The following is a 16,099-nucleotide window of genomic DNA, read 5'->3' as shown; positions in this document are numbered from 1 at the left end:
ACATCGACTCTCTTTCCGCCCCCAGGGATTGTTTTCAGGTGAATCTGGAGAGGCGACAACTATCCTGACACCGGGGGAGGGCTTCGTCTTGTATGGTGGCACCAGACGAACGGTAGCTTACTGCGAGGCCAGGTTTTCCGCGGATCTGGAATTCGCTGGAAAATTCGTCGTACCCCAACTAGTAACTATAAATAAATCAGCTAGTTATGGCGTTCGGTGGAATCGAACTCGGGATTTTTTAGAGGTCAGCACGTAGTCAGTCTGCAAGTAATTCAGAGCCACATACGGAATGGTAAGCCTCCTGAATTCGAACGTTGTCGATCATCCCCTCCGTAGAGAATAGGCAGGAATCCGCCCAAAGCTGCCGTGGTGGCAGGCAGCAGACGGCCACTTCTCAGCGAACGGGCGAGGATAGAGTGTCGTCGCTTGGATGCTGAGCTGATCTTTACCCTGGTAGTCAATATGAATATGATTCTCGTTTTTTGGAGGGATTCTTAGATGAGCATTACAATTTTTACGCAGGAATACGACGCGGTTATTAAAAGCGTTGTTTTGACTGGTCAAACTACATATGGCTATGCAATCGAGAAAGTTTTCCCTCTGATCAACCGCTTTGCTGCGCAGCGAAAAATTCAAAACCCTGCATTCTATGATCGCCTTCGGAACGACCTCCTGAAGGGGTGTTTGATGCCTGCCATTACCTTAGCAATGGTTGATCCGAGTCCAGAGTTCCAAGGCATAGAAGAAGCAACGGAATACGCGAATGAAAATATTGGTGGTGGGTATGTCCTGGACGGCATGCAGCGCCTGAACACACTTAATAGCATTAAAGATGATGAAAATTTTCCAGCTGAGAAAGCTCTATTCCTGAGCATCATTATCTCTGGAAACAAAGACATGTTGCTGTATCGGATGATTACGCTGAACAATGGTCAGCGTCCAATGACTCCTCGGCATCAAATCGAGGTACTCACAGAAGAGCTGTTCGACTTTGAGTCTCTTGAAATTGAGGTTCAGTCCGAGAAGGACCGTGGCGAAAAGATAAAGCGCGGCGCGTTTAATCTTGCCGATATATCTAAAGGGTATTTGGCATTTTTCACCAATAGCGTTCATAACGAAAACAATAAAATCATCAGCGAAAAAATGGATGAGATTATTGTTGGGAATATTATGGCAACGGCTGTAGTGGAGAATGGCTTGGAGTTTCAACAGGTGCTTGAGTTGGTTGACAAATTTTCGGCTAATGAAGGTGCTAAAAGCTGGCTAAAAACTCAAAATAATTTCATTGGGTTTTGCGTTGGTGTCAAGTCTTCTTACAGACATCTAGTTGAAATGAGCGCCGATGATTTTGGTAATGCTGTTGAAATGTTTGACGGGGCTTTTAAATCAATTGATGCGGCCAAGGTAAACCTCGGAAAATATCGTCGCGAGCTTAGCAAAAAATATATAGAGAAAATCAGTGAGCTAAAGAGAGCTAATGATATCGAGCTGCTTAGCTATTTCTCAGACGAGATCGCAGCATAGATGAAAACAGTTAGCTATGAGTTCTCGGAACGCAATGGATCACCGCTTACGCCTGAATCTCCTTTCTTTATACACGATCAGGTTGCGGAGTTTGCTCTAATTTTTCGAGTTTTGTCCGGTAGTTGTCAGATCACAAACTTGAACACTGATGAAAGTGCTGTTCTCAAAAAAAATTATTTCTACGGTGACATTAGAGATAATGAAAGCGGAGATTTGTCATTCTTCGATGAGTTCGATGAGGACTTAGCATTATCGGATTATGAACACCTCGTAAAAAAAACGGCATGGAATAATCGTAAATTTTATAAACCGTTTCTAAGCGAACTGGCGAGTTGCATTTATCATGAAGAAGGCGGGCGTCATACGGCCGCATTTGTTCATTTGTATAGATCTTATGAGCATATGTCATATGCTTTTCCCATGATTTATGCATCAAGGACGCAAGATTACGTCGGGACGTTTGAGAACCTTCGAAAATGGATGAATAACGATTCTGATGGAAATGTTGGCGAGTTAAAATTTCACAAAACGTTTGTGGTAAGTCTTTTTAAGGACTTGCCAGAGCTTGCGCGAACGATAGATGTAGAAATAAATACGAAGCAAGAGTATAGAGAGCCAATATTCAAAGCATTGGCTGAAAAAGTCGCCGGTTGGAAAAAACCAGAAAATTATACACCAGCAACAGTTCGACCTGACCTATTGGCTATCCCTTTCGCGGAATATCATAGTTTTTTTGTTACCTTGCGCAATAGGTTTTTTCATTATTCAAATGCGCGAAGCGACAACATCGGTTTGGATGACATTATCGAAGCGGACCTCCTTTTTTCATTTATTAATAAGATCACCCTTAACTACATCGCTACAATCTTCCACGGGGTAGTTAAACATCAGTTGGCGTTTGAGTAGCTAGTTTTTTAGTACGCACGTGCCGGCTGTACATTTTATTAAATGCCCTAGGTGCCGGCCGCCGCTCTTACGTCAGTACAAAAAACAATCGTGTCAGCTTGTAAACCAGGGAAAACCTCTGCTTAATCCACTCTCGAGACCGCGCTGAGCTGTCGTCCACAACTGGCAGCTAACGACTAAAATCGGATATTCGACCTCTCGGCCACTAACAGAGTGCAAGTAGAGGATTTCCTCCTGGCCCGCTTGTTTTTATGCAGACTCGTAAAGCCAATACTATATGATAGGCTCACGCATCCCTCTTAATGCTTCTTGTGATGACAAATTCAGCTTCACGTTCATATGACTCAGCCATATCCCGCATCGAAGTAGCAAGACGATGATATCCCGCCTCCTCTAAACTGTTTGCCTTGCACTGGTACTCATCAGCTAAGCTCCGCTCACCGGCCCCTGTCGGATCAACCCAATGTGCTCCGCGTTTGTTGTATAAAGCCGTTCTGAAACCATCTCGCATGGATTCCGCATCCTTGGCATTTAATACCGTGGCCACAGAGCGATGTATCCAAAGTCCATCGGGATCCTGGGGCGAATAAGTGAGACAATGACCAGCCATAGAAAATGCTACTTCCAAGTGACCAGACTTCGTGCATATATCTTTCACGGAAAGAATCCAATTCTTAAGAGAGCTCTCATCGAGTATTCCATCTGGAGTCGTGCCCGGCAAGTACTGCCAATTACTTAAAAGGCGATAAGCGTTGGTCGCGGCTCTTTGTTGAACTTCATCAATAGGCTCTGAATTCTCACTTTCGCTCTCTTGCTTAGATTTGAACACAAGGCGAATAAGCTCGCAGAAAAAAACAGGTTCACCTGCTAGTTTTCGCCACAAAAAAATAGGTGAGCCATCGCTATACTTGTCTAGCAATGGTAAGTAAGCCCACTCAACATTCACCACATCATTCAAGCTTGCGCCAGGATGGCGCTGAAGCATCTTAATAACTTCGGTAGTTTGATATGAATCAATAGCAGTTTGCGACTCATTAGAGTTAATCGCAGCTAGAAGAGCTTTCACTGCCAAGTGGGAGTTGAATGGCATTTTTTTATGATTACAAACACCTATACATCTCAAGGCAACATTTGGACGGTCATTGGTGATGAGTTTATCAATAGCAAAGTCAACATTTTTAGAATCATCAAAAATATTGGCTGGCGTGGAACTCCAATACTCACCATCATCACCCCCAAGTAAGCGCTCAACATACTCCCATGCTTTATTGGTGAAAGGTAGATATGATAAAAAACGCCCCTTATCAGATGACGCCCATCTCGTTATATTTAGTTGATCAACCCAAGCCCAGCCTTTAGAACCAAATCGACTCCACACAAACCCTTCGACAAAACTGACCAGCTTGCTGTCAGCATTATTTATTAATGATGGCAGAATTAATGAATCAACATCACTAGAGGAAACTTTCCCATACCCAATCCCAACACGCCAAGAAGACTTTACGACTGAAGCGAAATGGATAATGGATGCATAACCGCCCATGGACTCTATTTCGACCAAAGCATTTTCACGCCTTATATTGAGCCGAAGATTTTTTTCTTCAAAACTCCCTCCCTCGTCATAGAAATCATAGTCTCTTTCGCTGAATAGACGGCGATGACTAAACTCTGGTGACGTAGGCGATATTTTTTCTGCGGTTTCGGCAATTTTATTGATTCGCTCTGGTGGTAAAGCCCAGTCAGTATCGATGAACTTTCGATGTTTAGCGACAACATCTACCAGTTTGTTCCACACAACCAGGATGTCATCCTCAGATAAAACTTCAACCGCTTTGATATTCAGAAAATGTAAAAGCCTATCGCTTGCTTTTAATGGCAAATGCTCCAAGTAATCCAGCGCTTCAGAAAGTTTTCCAGGGTGGCACGTGACGAAGTCCACGAGCATTTCCGAATATTGCTGTGTCTGAGAGTTATACTCTGATGTTGTCACTCCCTCCGTCCAGCTATCTGGTATTACCTCTCTCCACTCGGGTTTTCGTGTTCCCGAGGATGATGAGTGAGAGCGAGGCAAAAGCGCCAGCAATAGCTTCCAGCCAATCTCGGGCTGCTCATCAACTATAAGGGATACAGCTACAAATTTTTGTTGTAACGAAGAACATGTTTGAGGATACCACGGGAGAAAAATATCCCTCAGTGAGTTAGCGGGTCGATTGGCCCAACGACCACCAGGATCAAGTGCGGATAACTCCGCAAGGCATAATGCTGCTCTGTTTAAATAGATAGATTCCCACGCTAAAGTCTCCAGTGACCATAACAGAGCACTGATGTAACTACGGCCAGTTATGCCATCACCCTCTTGACTAAATAAAACCTGCAGAGGGATTTTGTCATGAGACAAAGCATCCTCTACAGCTTTAAGAAAAATATTGGGTGCAGCTTCTGCAAATAGTGGCAATAGATTACCCAAACTCGCCCATTGTACCCAATCGGCACCAGACAGTGTTTCATAAACAATATTTGATACGATGGTTTCCGCCTTATTAGGCTTACAAGAAATAAGTGCGTTAGCGTGATTCCCTAACAAGGCCAAGGTTTCGGCTAGTCCCTTTCTTAACTCATCTGAGTGAACTAAAACCTTGCCGTGAACAGCTGCTGCATAACGTTCTTCTACGGGCAGATCAAACTGTGGGTCCGCCTCTTTGAATACGGAGAGTGCGCTAGTTCGAAAGCGATCGAGCTGTTCGTCGAAAATTCTTGAACCTAGCGCATACCAACCTTCAAATCGTAAACTGAATTTCCAATCACCATATTGATGAATTAGGGGAGTGCCTGAGGTGAGTGCTGCAACTCGCATCGACTCAATCCACTCCCCGTAAGAGTTTCCCGCCAAACTTTCCACAGTAGCACGATCAGCTGCACACTCATCAGCCCAAGCCCCAAGCATCATGGCAACTGCCAGTTCCGATGCGACGGATCCTTCCGCCCACTCTGGCATTAAAGATAGGTTTTGGAGGCACCGAAGTAATGACCCGAGATTCCCTGCACATTTTTGGGCAAGCGAACGTGCGCGTTCCTCTCCATACCCAGAGTGAGTTAGTGCTTCCTTAAGCTCCCGTCGGCGAGGGTTGTGCAATGACGCACTCGCAGGATCTGGAATACCGCCTGCGGCGCCCCCAAAAATAATTGCGTGGCCTGCGCGCCTTGCCATTTGAATCAACTTGGTGCCTGAAACTCCGCTCAGATCTAACCCTGAATCTGCGATCAGAAAGAGCTTTTCTCTCTGAGTGGTTAAAGCCTTCCAGCCATCCACAGTTGAAACAACAAGGCAGCGCCCTGCGGCATCAACCCTGAATTCTTCACTTTGCTCCGCTAAATATGCGCAGACAAAATCAACTACCTGATCTGGATAGCGAGTGCTGAGCTTCAACTGGACTGCGTTCCCGACAAAAACTTCATGAATTTTTGAACAAGCTTCATCCCTACCCGTCAGAAATACCCGCGGCATTAATGATGGGGGTTCACCGATCGAACGAATCAAGCTCCATCGTTGATCCGGTGTCTCGATAGCCTGTGGAGGTAACCCAATGATTATGTTTGCAAGCCATAGTCCTACTGCTGGAAATTGGTGGATCCAGTCAATTAACTTTGTGCCATCAATGACTCTGACTTCCGCCCATTCGTTCCTGGATATCCGATCCTCTAGCCACCGCCCTTGTGCATCTTCCTTCCATGTGTGCTCCCAATCCCTTCGGCCGGAACGGGGTGTTACAAAAACAAAGCTTGACTGCAGCCGGATATTTTCGGGGATTGTCTCAACTAAGCCTTTGTAGTCGGAGGTAGCTTTATCACCTGCTTTCAGCCCCGTTCCTACCTCCCAAAACGATCTTCCTTCCGGGACGAAGGGATCAAAAGACAGATTCACATGCAACACACCATCCGGGCCATGTTGACCAATACTATCTCCCAATGGAAACCTGCGCTCCAGCGGAGCTGGACATGAAGCTGCAACCAAACGCCAAACTAATTCAACTATCACGCCTTGAGCATCTCGAGCATTCCCAAGAACCCATTCGTCAAGTTGATTTTCGGTAAGGATCATCCCTTCCTGCTCCTAGAATTTGTTCGCCCGTGATTAGATCGCAAATAATGGATCCTGCGTGCAGAGATAGCACCAAGTTTACATATCAGCCATACCGTATTGCGTCGCACAGGTATCCAAAATATCAATATAGCTAAAGCATTGATGCGAAACACATCTGAGAGGACTGAGGCTGAACGACTGCTTCCCGTTTTCTGACCTTCGTTTAGCGGTTGAACTGCCAAGATTTTCCTAAGCGATAAGTGAGTAATTGCATGGTCAGCAAATAGTAATAGCGCGTCGATTCAGTGTGCTGGTTTAGGTTGTGATTCAAAAACCACGCAAGGTGTTTTCTCTGCCAAGTCCATGGATTGTCGCGTTGCCAGCGCTCAGCGATCGCTTTTTGGATAGCCTTCGCCTGACGCAGGTGGCGTTGGCGGGTGGTGTGCGATCCGGTCAGGACGCCCGCCAGGAACAGCTCCATATCGAATAGCTTGCTCATGCTCGGCCACCGATGTACGCCGATACCACGTCGATACGGCCGTGTCCGAGCTCATAGCTGATTTGTATGCGTGCCTCTCGATCAAGGCCTGGATCGAGGCGCCTGCACCTGCCACCGTTGATGGGCGCTAGGTGATGGGTGATCTGCTCATAGCGTTCGCACGCATAAGCCGCGCGCAGTTCGTGGAAACCTTTGAGGTTGTGCGTATGGAGGATATCTCGGGCGGGGCGGACGATTTCCCGTTGGAAATCTAGGTAGCTCTCGTTCGGTGCCAGCAGGTTGCGGCTACCGTCGGGAGAGACCTGTTCGGCGTACCTGAGCGCTTCGCGAATATGGTCATCCACCGTGATCCAACGAGGCGCGGTTGCGCCGCCGCGGCCACCTTTGGTGCCGTCCTGGATGTTGATCTTGTCGTAGTGTTCGGCTTCACGCTTGAGTCGCGGTAGGTCGGCCAGAATCGCTTCGCGCAGACGCATGCCAGTGGCTCGCGCTAACTTAGCGATGGCAGCGGCGCGCGGCTGCTGATGTTTGCAAAGTACCTCTACGATCTGCTTCACGTGTTCGCGGTCTTGGCCTTGCGGCACCGAGCAACGAACGCTGGTGCGCCGCATTCCCAGCGCCTTGCTCGGACTCGGCACTTTCACATACTGATCACCGCGAAGCGCTGCGAGGGTCCGGTTCACGCTGGACAACCGGTTTAGCGCGGTGGCGATGGCGAGCTCACCTTGTTCAACTTGCTGACGCAGATGTCCGGCGTAGTCCAGCAAGGTCTGCCAATTAATTTGCCGCGCATCGTTAAACCCCGGCCCTTCCTCCGACCGACACCAGCGTACAAACGCTTGCCACCGATCACTGTGCGCCTTGACCGTGCCGTAATGCCCGCCGCCAAACAGGTCTTTCAGTGCCTGCGGTCCTGCATAGCTCAGTTGTCGGCCATAGCCAAAATTGCGCCCATCCCGTCTAGCTACTAATCCCATGACCATATTCCTCTCGAAGCCAAACCTTCGAAACCATCCCCACGTCATCCCGCCAAGAATGTTGAGTGTTATCAGGGATCAAGGCCCCTGCGACCTGTGAGGGTTGTCCACTAACGCGGGACTGACGGCTCTTTACGACCGGGAGCTTGGGCATCTCAAGATCTGTAGCCTCCTGAACACTTGCGAAGAAGTGGGCGGGTGGAGGCTGCGTTGGCTGACGAGACCAGCGCCGCGAGAACCTGAGTCGGGTGAAGGCAGTGAAGCGATGACCGGGGCATGCCTGACTGTCAGTCAGGTGCAGTCCATTCCTGGGCTGCGGCACCATCATCGGTGTCGCTGTTGCTGGTGACTTCGGTGTTTGTCACGCCGATTGTCACGAGGGGGAATGCCGCAAAGCCTTGTACGAGTTGGGCTGCAGCAGTGGTAGGAGCGCCCGTCTCTTTCCGGAAGAAAGAGACGGGCGCAGGTTGGCGCAAGGAAATGGCCAAACGGATAGGTTGCTGCAGGACAGCTGGGTAGGGGGATGTATTTGCCGCAATGGCAACGATCTGAAGTAGGCATCCATCACTCGGCGAGTGACCGTGCGAGCCGCCGGACGCTAATCGCACTTTGGGAGAACCACCACGGTGTGGCGTAGCCTTAAAGGTTCTGGCTACCTGGGTTGCTGTCAACGACAGCGCTTTGCCCGATCTTTTCTACGCTTGTGGATAATTTTGGTCAAGGCCCGAATTTTCGGGCGTTCTGCGGCTGTGGATGAAACTATCCACCGGTGGAAATCAGTAGTTTTCCACAGACAGTTTGCGTGGGCTTTAGATTTTTTAAGTGAGGTCCATCCAAGCGGGGCGGCTTTGCAGCCCCGCTTGGATGGACCCGCGTGGAAGGGCGGGCTGCGTTGATCTCACAGGCTTACCCACGTTTGAATGCGCCACGGCTATTTTGTAGGGCGGTGATGTTGTCGCCGACCGGATGAGCGAACTCGTGAGGCGTTACATGCACACTGCGGTTGGCATCAATGTAGTTGCTCCACCACGCCATGATCAGTCGGCGTTGCTCCAGAAATTCAGCTTTGTGGATATACGCGGCGCGCACGCGGTTGCGTTCCTTGTGGCTCATTTGTCTTTCGATGGCAGCGTCGGTCCATAACCCGGACTCTAGTAGGGCGCTACAGGCCATGGTCCTGAAGCCGTGGCCGCACACGTCCTTGCTGGTGTCATAGCCGACGTTGCGGAGCATGGTGTTCACCGTGTTCTCGGACATGGGCTTCCAGTACTTGTGGTCGCCCGGTAGCACTAACTCTGAAAAGCGACTGAGGCCGCGCAGGCGCTCCAGTATTTCGATGACCTGCGGCGAGAGCGGAACCATTTGAATGTCGCCGTTCATTTTGGTCCCGCGTGTGGAGTTGCGTACCCCTTCAATCGGTGCGCGCGTATCGGGGATTTCCCACATGGCGCGTTGAAGGTCGAACTCACTCCATCGAGCGAAACGCAGTTCGCTGGAGCGGACGAATACATGCAACGTCAACAGGACGGCGAGGCGCGTCAGCTCGCGGCCATTGTAGTTGTCGATACGGTGTAGCAGTTCGGGTAGGCGGTTGAGGGAGAGGGCCGGGCGATGGATTGTGCGCGGTGCGTGAATCGAGCCTGCCAGATCCAGTGCAGGATTCATGGTGATCTGCCGAGCCCTTTTGGCCCCGCGCATGATGGTGGATAAGTAGTTCTGTACCCTTAACGCCACATCCATGGTGCCGCGTTCCTTGATGCGCTGGGTGATCTCTAGCAGGTCGTGGGTATCGAGTTCTGCGATGGGGCGTTGGCCGATCAGCGGGAAGACGTGGGTGTGCAGTCGACTCATTACGGTTTTTGCGTGGCCTTCGGTCCAGCGGCGGGACATATCAGCGTGCCACTCCAGGGCAACGGTTTCGAAAAGCAGTGCCGCCCGCTGGGCTAAGATCTTGGTCTTCTTCTTTTCTTCCATTGGGTCGAGGTTGTCGAGCAGCAACGCCTTGGCTTCGTCTCGCTTACGTCGTGCGACGGAAAGGGTAACGATGGGGTAATTGCCGATGATGAGCGTACCTTCCTTGCCGCTGGGCTTGGTGTACTTCAAGCGCCAGGTCTTCACGCCATTGGGTTTGACGAAAAGGTACATGCCGCCGCCGTCGAACAGTTTGTAGGCGCGTTCGCGGGTTTTGGCCGTGCGGCATTGCAGGTCGCTGAGGGGGATCGCTAGACGTGGCATAGGGGTACGCGCTCCTGACCGGGAAATCGCAGTACCCCTAACATACCCTCGGGGAAGGGGGATTTTGTTGGATCCCGACGGAGGGTCCTGGAACGAAAAAACCCGCCAAATGGCGGGTTTTCGGGGCTTCCAGGGCATTCGGTGGAATGCAATGGAGCCTAATGTGGTGCCGGCACCAGGAATCGAACCCGGGACCTACTGATTACAAGTCAGTTGCTCTACCATCTGAGCTATACCGGCGTGTGGGCGACGATTATAGCGATTGGGCGGGTTCTGTAAACCCCTGAATTCTGACTATTTTTGCGCGCGTCCGGCTCGGGTGCGGCGTAGCGGGTTACGCCATGTCCGAGGAGGCCGGGTGCGGTTGTTTGATTGGGACGGCAGTGAGTGCGGCGATTATGTCGTTTTGCTTTAGCGCTTATGCACAACGGGAAGACTACGTTGGGTCGGATCATGCGGTTTTGTGATCGCCGTCTCGTTTCGTTGCAACTGCCTGTTTTCATGGTTTTTTATCCATGTGAACAAAAAATGACCAAGCTGTAAACGACCTGAAAAACGCGGATTTATTGGATCCAGCTTTATTTCATCAACAGAGTTATCCACAGGTTTTTATGTTGGGTCGCGTTCCGCCAGCAGCATCAGGTTTCGCGGTGTCAGGGGCGTTTCGCAGAAGGTGCCAAGGCGCACGCCATAGCCTTTTTGACTAAGGAGAAGTGCGCGGTCCAGCACCAGCCAAAGCTCCAGGGGCCGTCGGAAGAGGCCGCGCACCAGCTCCAGGTTGCGCACTTCGGCCAGGCGTTGATGGCCGGCGGCTTCCAGGGCGGTCCAATCGGGCGTTCCGACTGTGGATAAGTCTTTCAGGGCTGCCAGATCGGTGCAGTATTGGGCGAAGGATTTTTCCAGCCAGGCGCTGGGCAATGAAGGGGTGGGCAGGTATTCGTCGCACCCGCGGATTTGCCGTTGCAGCAGGTCGAAGCCCAGGCGACGGGCCATGGACTGGTCTCGTTGCTTTCTGACGCGTGCCCCGGCGGTGACGGTTTCGGTCAGGGGCAGGCTGAGGTCGTCGAGCGAAAGCTGTAGGGCGGAACCTTTGGCGGCGTCGGACAGCGGTTGGTAGTGTTCAGTCCGGATGCGGTTGTAGCAGCAGGGCGCAATTGCCATTTGCCCGCAGCCGGCGGCGCTCGCCAGTTGGATCAATTGCACATGCAGGTCGCCACAGGCGTGCAGGGCGACCGGTGTGTGTTCGGCGCGGATCGCCTGGGCTGCGTCTTGCGCCAGCACGTCTTGTTGCAGGTGGGTGGCAGGCAGGTGATGGCGCTGGCTCAGTTGCTGGCCGCTGGCAACCAGTGTCGGGTCGTATTCCAGGCAGGTCAGTTGTTGTTCGCCGTGCAGCAGGCGTCGACCGAGGTGGCCTTTGCCGGCGCACCAGTCCAGCCAGTGGGCCGGTTCGGTGTTGAATTGCAGGCGGCTGTCGAAGGCTTCTATCTGCTGCCATTTGCGGCCGGGCACGTCGACGTTGAGGCGATGGGCCGGTGCCGAGAGCCTTTTGCCCGGCAAGGCTGGGACAGTGCTCAGTGCATGGGAAATAGCCGACAGCTCTGGAAAAGGGGCTGGGGCGTCCTCAATCAGCCAGGGCTGATGATGATCGTGTTCCGCCGCTTCCAGTGAACGCCCACGTAGCCATTTGGCCAATTCCGGGTAGGACGTTTCCCATGGCAGTTGCAGATGGGTGAACGGGCGCGGCTTCCAAAGCCCTTGGTGGGCCGTGAGAAAGGTATCCAGCGCCGTGAAGCGGGCGAGCAATGCCTCGCCCGTCAGCACGCCGCTGTCAGCGCCCTTGGCAGGCATCGACGCGCAACCAGCGCTCCAACTGCTTGAAGCCTTGCACCAGCACGAAGGCCATCAGCAGGTAGAACAGGCCGGCCGCGAAGAAGATCTCCACCGGCAGGTAGGTCCGGGCAATGATGGTGCGGGCCATGCCGGTCAGTTCCAGCAAGGTCACGGTGCTCGCCAGGGCGCTGGCCTTGAGCATCAGGATCACTTCGTTGCTGTAGGCCGGCAGGCCGATGCGCGCGGCGCGCGGCAACATGATGTAGAACAGCGCCTTGGACCGCGACATGCCCAGGGCCCGCGCGGCTTCGATCTCGCCCCGTGGAATGGCCTGGATAGCGCCGCGCAGGATCTCGGCGATGTAGGCCGCGGTGTGCAGGGTCATGGTGGCGGTGGCGCACCAGAACGGGTCCCGCAGGTAAGGCCACAACGCGCTGCTGCGCACGGCATCGAACTGTGCCAGGCCGTAATAGACCAGGAACAGTTGCACCAGCAGCGGCGTACCACGGAAAAAGAAGATGTAGGCGTAGGGCAAGGCCCGTACGTACCACAGGCGTGACGAGCGGGCGATGCCCAGTGGAATTGCCAGCAGCAGGCCGGCGAGCACGGCGATGGCGACGAGTTCCAGGGTCAGGCTCGCGCCCTGGGTCAGCTTCGGCAGCCACTTGATGATGACGTCCCAGTTCATTGGGTGCTCCTGGCAAAGCCGCGGGCGGCGCGTCGTTCCAGCAGGTGCATGGCGGTCATGGCGAGCACGGTCAGGCCCAGGTACATGAATGCTGCGACCATATAGAAGGTGAACGGTTGCTTGGATACGGTCACGCCGATTTGCGCGTGGCGCATGATTTCTTCCAGGCCGATCACCGAGACCAGCGCCGTGTCCTTCATCAGGATCATGAACAGGTTGCCCAGGCCGGGCAGGGCGATTCGCCACATCTGCGGCAGGATCAAGCGGGTAAAGATCCGCCCTTTCGACAGGCCCAGGGCCATGCCGGCTTCACGGTGGCCCTTGGGGATGGCCAGGATCGCGCCCCGAAACACTTCCGTGGCGTAGGCGCCGAAGCACAAACCCAGGGCGATGACGCCGGCGGCGAAGGCGCTGAGGGCCAGGTCGGGGTTGCCGAAGTATTCACCCAGGGCGCGCATCAGGTTGACGGTGCCGAAGTAGATCAACAGCACCCAAAGCAGTTCCGGGACGCCGCGCACCAGTGTCGAATACGTGCCGCCCAGCCATTGCAATGGCTTGTACGGCGAGGTCTTGGCCAAGGCGCCGAGCAGGCCGAGCAGCAGCCCCAGGCACAGGGCCGAGAGCGCGAGTTTGACGGTCATCAGCGCGCCGGCGGCGAGCGCCGGGCCGAATCCGTAGAGATCGATCATCATGGGTGTGGGTTCATGGCAGGCTTTGCTAAGGGCCGACGCCGTGCGGAGCGGCGTCGGCCAGGCACGTCAGCATCAATAGATGTTGAACGGGAAGTACTTGTCGTTGATCTTTTTATAGGTGCCGTCGGCCACGATTTCTTTCAGTGCGGTGTTCAGCTTGTCGCGCAGCGGGTCGCCCTTGCGCACGGCGATGCCGATCTTGTCGCTTTCCACCACGGGGTCACCCTTGAATTCGTAGGCGCGACCGGCATCGGTTTTCAGCCAGTCGTAGTTCACGTACTTATCCGCCAGGATGGCGTCGACGCGACCGGAGGTCAGGTCCAGGTAGGCGTTTTCCTGGGTGTCGTAGAGCTTGGCGGTGACGTCGCTACCCAATTCGTCTTCCAGCCAGGTGCCGGCCAGGGTTGCGCGTTGGGCGCCGATGACCTTGCCCTTGAGCGAGTCCTTATCGGTTTTGAACTCGACGTTCTTGGGCGCGATGAATTGCAGTTTGTTGGAGTAGTACGGGTCGGTGAAATCCACGGCCTGCTTACGCTCGTCGGTGATCGACAGCGAGGAGATCAGGAAGTCGAACTTCTTGGCGTTCAGCGCCGGGATGATGCCGTCCCAGTCGGAGGTGACCACTTCGCATTCGATCTTCATCTTGGCGCACAGGGCGTCGCCGATGTCCTTGTCGAAGCCGACCACGTTGCCGCTGGCGTCTTTGTTGTTGAACGGTGGGTAAGCCGCTTCGATGCCCATCTTCAGTTTATCGGCCGCCATGGCGCTCGCCGAGAAGACCAGGCTGGCGGCTGCTGCCAGGAGGAATTTCTTGTAGCTGTGCATGTGTACTGCTCCGTTAGCGGTTGCTGGACATGAATTGTTTGCAGCGCGCCGAAAGCGGGTTCTCGAAGACCTGCTGTGGCGATCCTTGTTCCTCGACCAGGCCCTGATGAAGGAACACCACTTCGCTGGAAACCTGGCGGGCAAAGCCCATCTCGTGGGTCACCAACAACATGGTGCGGCCTTCTTCGGCCAGGGCGCGGATTACATTAAGTACTTCCTGGACCATTTCCGGGTCAAGGGCCGAGGTGGGCTCGTCGAAGAGAATCACTTTGGGTTGCATCGCCAACGTGCGGGCGATCGCCGCGCGTTGCTGCTGGCCGCCGGACAGCTCGCTCGGGTAGGCGTGGCGCTTGTTGGCGATGCCGACCTTGGCCAGCAGGGCTTCGGCCACTTCGACGGCTTCGGCCTTGCTCTGGCCGAGCACCCGGCGCGGGGCTTCGATGATGTTATCGAGCACGCTCATGTGCGGCCAAAGGTTAAAGTTCTGAAACACAAAACCGATTTCGCTGCGCATGCGGTTGATCTGCTTGCCGTCGGCGGCCACCAGCTCACCGTTTTTCGCGGCCTTGAGCTTGAGTGCTTCACCGGCCACCAGGATCTCGCCCTGATTGGGGTTTTCCAGCAGGTTGATGCAGCGCAGGAATGTCGATTTTCCGGAACCGGAGGAGCCCAGGATCGAGATCACATCGCCGTCACGGGCGGTCAGCGAGACGCCCTTGAGCACCTCCAGCTGTCCGTAGCGTTTGTGCAAATTGCGGATTTCAAGCGCGGGCGTGGCCTGGGCCATGTGTGGTCCTCATGTCTGTGCTCCCTTGCTGTTGGCGGCCTTCCTAGGGTTTGTACGAAAAGTGCCTGCGCGACGATCATGCTGCGTTGAAAACAGGCTCGGAATGCTCATTTACAACCCGTAAACTCCGCTTCCTCGCCTGTTTTCGCCTTGCCTGATCGCCGCTCGGCGACTTTTTGTACAAACCCTACGCGAGGCGGCCAAGCTAGCACGCGTCCGAATGGCCGCCAACAGCGCTACGGGTGGTAAACCCGCGATGTGCGACAGGTTGTCGCATCGGCACAGCAGACTGTCGCGCCGTCAACAACCGAACGGCCGTTTGAACCTTGTCTACCGATGAAAAGCCCGGGGAGCCGCGTAAAAAAAGGCGCGATGGTGCCAGCTTTGGGCGGGGGTTGGAAGGGTTAATCGGATGAGCGTTGCCGTAAGTAAAGTCTGTCGGTTTGTTCGTAGGGACTGTCACCCCTCATTAACCGTTGAAGGGGCTCGTGCAGTCTAGAGGTCTGTCTACGCCAAATTGATCTAAACGCAGAGCTTTAATCGTGATCAAAAGAGTACCCATTGCGCAGTTGCTTGCCAGACGTGGGAGTCCTCGCCATGAAACGCATTCGTTATTTTGTGTTGTTCCTCATCGCCTTCGGCGTTTTGCTGTCTCCCCTCATGCTCGACGCCACCAACCTCGCCCCGGCCCCGATAGACAGTGCCGGAGTCCAGGCCCAGCCGCTCCAGCAGAACGGCATCACTTATCTGTCTGGCGGTATCGGAGTGGATGAGGCCCGGGCCATTGAACAGTCACAGGGCTATAACCTGCACATGATGTTTTCGATCGGGGTGGATAACAAATTCATCCCAGATGTGAATGTCACTGTCCAGAACGCTTCGGGCCAAACGGTGCTGACACTGACTGAAGTCGGGCCGCTGGTTTATGTGCAGCTGCCGCCCGGCAAGTACACCATCCGGGCGACGCGCAACGGCGAAGAGCGCCATGACCGCGCCGATGTAGGCAGCGGCGCCGCGCGTAACCTGGTGTTTCATTGGAATGGCGGCGAATAGCC

The 16,099-nt window shown here is 53.7% G+C and carries 12 protein-coding genes and 1 tRNA gene; 3 read left to right on the top strand and 10 right to left on the bottom strand.

The annotated features are described in order from the left end of the window. Nucleotides 1-498 precede the first annotated feature (498 nt). Nucleotides 499-1,524: a hypothetical protein gene (locus N4Q37_RS23395; RefSeq protein ID WP_260962093.1), complete on the top strand. Its 1,026-nt coding sequence runs from the start codon at nt 499-501 to the stop codon at nt 1,522-1,524. Continuing rightward, nucleotides 1,525-2,430 carry a hypothetical protein gene (locus N4Q37_RS23390; protein ID WP_260962092.1) on the top strand — a complete coding sequence of 302 codons (906 nt, stop codon included), beginning with the start codon at nt 1,525-1,527 and terminating at the stop codon, nt 2,428-2,430. It abuts the gene before it with no gap. A 286-nt stretch (nt 2,431-2,716) separates the two neighbouring features. Here N4Q37_RS23390 and N4Q37_RS23385 read toward each other — a convergent pair whose 3' ends face one another. From N4Q37_RS23385 to N4Q37_RS23340, 10 genes are all read right to left on the bottom strand, one after another. Next, on the bottom strand, nt 2,717-6,529 hold the full coding sequence (locus N4Q37_RS23385; protein WP_260962091.1) for a hypothetical protein: 3,813 nt from the start codon (nt 6,527-6,529) through the stop codon (nt 2,717-2,719). Between the two features lie 205 nt (nt 6,530-6,734). Beyond that, the gene (locus N4Q37_RS23380) at nt 6,735-7,010 is read right to left on the bottom strand and encodes a hypothetical protein (protein WP_260962090.1); all 276 of its coding nucleotides are present in this window, start codon (nt 7,008-7,010) and stop codon (nt 6,735-6,737) included. Continuing rightward, entirely contained in the window at nt 7,007-7,987 is a 981-nt protein-coding gene (locus N4Q37_RS23375) for an integrase domain-containing protein (protein WP_260962089.1), read from the bottom strand. Before N4Q37_RS23375 ends, N4Q37_RS23380 begins: the two co-directional genes overlap by 4 nt. A gap of 906 nt (nt 7,988-8,893) precedes the next feature. Beyond that, nucleotides 8,894-10,222: a tyrosine-type recombinase/integrase gene (locus N4Q37_RS23370; protein ID WP_260962088.1), complete on the bottom strand. Its 1,329-nt coding sequence runs from the start codon at nt 10,220-10,222 to the stop codon at nt 8,894-8,896. Between the two features lie 164 nt (nt 10,223-10,386). After that, a tRNA-Thr gene (locus N4Q37_RS23365) sits at nt 10,387-10,462 on the bottom strand. Nucleotides 10,463-10,831: 369 nt separating this feature from the next. Beyond that, on the bottom strand, nt 10,832-12,070 hold the full coding sequence (locus N4Q37_RS23360; protein ID WP_260962086.1) for an SAM-dependent methyltransferase: 1,239 nt from the start codon (nt 12,068-12,070) through the stop codon (nt 10,832-10,834). After that, the gene (locus tag N4Q37_RS23355; RefSeq protein ID WP_260962085.1) at nt 12,051-12,740 is read right to left on the bottom strand and encodes an ABC transporter permease; all 690 of its coding nucleotides are present in this window, start codon (nt 12,738-12,740) and stop codon (nt 12,051-12,053) included. Before N4Q37_RS23355 ends, N4Q37_RS23360 begins: the two co-directional genes overlap by 20 nt. Next, nucleotides 12,737-13,432, bottom strand: coding sequence for an ABC transporter permease (locus tag N4Q37_RS23350; RefSeq protein WP_260962084.1), 696 nt, complete (start codon nt 13,430-13,432; stop codon nt 12,737-12,739). The genes N4Q37_RS23355 and N4Q37_RS23350 overlap by 4 nt, the downstream gene beginning before the upstream one ends. Nucleotides 13,433-13,504: 72 nt before the next feature. Further along, the gene (locus N4Q37_RS23345; protein ID WP_260962083.1) at nt 13,505-14,257 is read right to left on the bottom strand and encodes an ABC transporter substrate-binding protein; all 753 of its coding nucleotides are present in this window, start codon (nt 14,255-14,257) and stop codon (nt 13,505-13,507) included. Between the two features lie 13 nt (nt 14,258-14,270). Beyond that, nucleotides 14,271-15,044, bottom strand: a complete 774-nt coding sequence (locus N4Q37_RS23340) for an ABC transporter ATP-binding protein (protein WP_260962081.1) — start codon at nt 15,042-15,044, stop codon at nt 14,271-14,273. A 597-nt stretch (nt 15,045-15,641) separates the two neighbouring features. On the opposite strand from N4Q37_RS23340, the gene N4Q37_RS23335 reads away from it, so the two are divergent. Continuing rightward, nucleotides 15,642-16,097, top strand: coding sequence for a carboxypeptidase-like regulatory domain-containing protein (locus tag N4Q37_RS23335; protein WP_260962078.1), 456 nt, complete (start codon nt 15,642-15,644; stop codon nt 16,095-16,097). Nucleotides 16,098-16,099: the final 2 nt, after the last annotated feature.

The organism is Pseudomonas citri (assembly GCF_025336485.1).
GTDB classification, from domain to species: domain Bacteria; phylum Pseudomonadota; class Gammaproteobacteria; order Pseudomonadales; family Pseudomonadaceae; genus Aquipseudomonas; species Aquipseudomonas citri.
Note: the sequence above shows the minus strand (reverse complement) of the source record. Positions and strands in the feature narration are given on the sequence as shown.